This window comes from Gemmatimonadota bacterium (assembly GCA_026706345.1).
Classification (GTDB): Bacteria; JAAXHH01; JAAXHH01; order JAAXHH01; family JAAXHH01; genus JAAXHH01.
On sequence record JAPOYX010000122.1, the window covers coordinates 1 to 2073 of the forward strand.

Below are 2073 nucleotides of genomic sequence, written 5' to 3' on the forward strand. Positions count from 1 at the left end.
GCGTACACTATGCGCGCCGAAAATCCGGCGGATACAGGTGGCATGCGAATTCCCGAGCAATACGATCATTCGGATACTCCTGAATGCACGCTCTCGTGCCGCGCCAATCTGTAAGACGAAAGTGACTATGGAGATGTGATGATGGAAAAAGCTCTTGATCGCAGGTACACCATGCCGCTCATCGTGGCGGTTGTCGTTGCGCTGGCGGCTCCGCCTGTCCTTGCCCAGGACATGCTCGAGGAGATCGTCGTCACGGCGCGCAAGCGCGAGGAGAACCTGCAGGAAGTGCCCGTGTCGATCTCGGTCATCAACTCGGACCTGCTGGTGGAATCCGGCATCCGCGACGCATACGACCTGTTCGAGATGACGCCGGGCATCAACTGGGAACAGGCCCAGGATCGCCAGGGCAGCCGCCCGTCGGTGCGCGGCGTGCAGACCGCGGCGCAGAACCCGGTTCGCCAGAAGGTGACCTCCTTCCTCGACGGCATGCCGCTATTGGGACAGCAGGGCGGACTGCAGTTCGTCGGCGTCGACCGGGTCGAGGTCATGCGCGGGCCGCAGAGTTCCGCCTTCGGAAGGGCCACGTTTGCCGGAGCCATCAACTACGTTTCGCGCACGCCGGGGGACGAATTCAGCGGCGACATGCGGCTGGCGACGAGCAGTCTGGGACGGAACGAGCTCCAGTTCGAGATCGGCGGACCCATCAATGAAACTTTCGGGTACACGCTCGACGCGAACTTCGACGAGTTCCGGGGGGCGGACGAGTGGGTGTCCAGCGACGGCTACGAGCTGGGCGGACAGCAGACCACGTACGTCACCGGCAAGCTGACCTTCGCGCCCAATGACAGCTTCGACGGTTACGTCAGGTTCATTCACTCCGACATCGACGACACGCCGCCCATCGAGTGGTTCCCCACACGTGCCGAACGGGATGCCTGTTCGAACATCACGCTTGGGATGGGAAACCGTTATTTCGAGGGTGAGTACAACTGCGAGGTGGTCGTGCCCTCGGGCGGTTATCCCAGGAACCACCAGCCCCAGCTGATCTTCCCCGAAGGCACTCGGGAGTACTACGCCGCGCAGATCTACAGCGTGCTGGATCCGTCGTCGCGCGTCGAGCGCAATCGCATCCAGAGCCAGCTCAACTTCAACACTGAAGGCGGCAGCACGCTGGAACTCCTGGCTTTCTATTCCGAGGACGAACTTCGGCGCTGGTACGACTCGGATTCGTCCGGGGCCGATCCAGTCGTGTCGTTCCCGATGGGCATGTACATGGTGGCGGGCGTCAGCTCCATGGCCAATCCCAATATCATCGAAGAGAACTACGTGGAGGCGCGGTGGATTTCACCGGGCGAGGAACGGCTGCGCTGGCTCGTGGGCGCCTCGGTGTACGACTATTCGTCATTGACGAACGTGTGGTCGGTGTACGCCGGCGTGGTGCTGGAGCTGGAAGACGAAGTCAACAATGGCAATCCGTTCGTTCCCAACCTGGTGTTGTCGGATACATCGACCAATACGGGCGTTTATGCAAACGTCACCTACGACATTTCGGATCAGACCACGATTTCGTTCGAGGGGCGTTTCCAGCGGGATGACGTGACCAACATCGACAACATCACCGGAGCCAGCTTCAACCTGACGACCGACAGCTTCCAGCCGCGTATCGGCCTGAATCACAACCTCAACGAGGAAGTCTCGGTCTACGCACAGGTTTCCAGTGGAACCAATCCGGCCGGGGTCAACCTCCCCTTTGTCGAGCAATTGCGCATCGACTCGCTCGCTGCCGCGGCTGCGGCGGGGGCGGTCGCCTTCGACGAAACTACGTTTCTTACCTTCGAGGAGGAGTCATTGACCAACTTCGAGGTGGGCGTCAAGGCGAACGCGCTGGAAAACCGCTTGCAGTTGGCTGCCGCGGTATACATCATGGAATGGGACAAGATGATCAACCCCTTTACCCTGAGTTGGGATGGAGACTGGAATGACGGCTCGTTCGACCCGAACGGCAACACATTCACGGGCCCGTTCGTAATGGCGCGGACCTTCATCAACACCGGCGTAGGGGATCTGTCCGGG

General features: G+C 60.6%; 1 protein-coding gene. It reads left to right on the forward strand.

All coding sequences use genetic code 11. The features are described from left to right. Positions 1-138: 138 nt before the first annotated feature. A partial coding sequence (locus OXG98_08060; protein ID MCY3771958.1) for a TonB-dependent receptor occupies positions 139-2073 on the forward strand: 1935 nt, incomplete at its 3' end.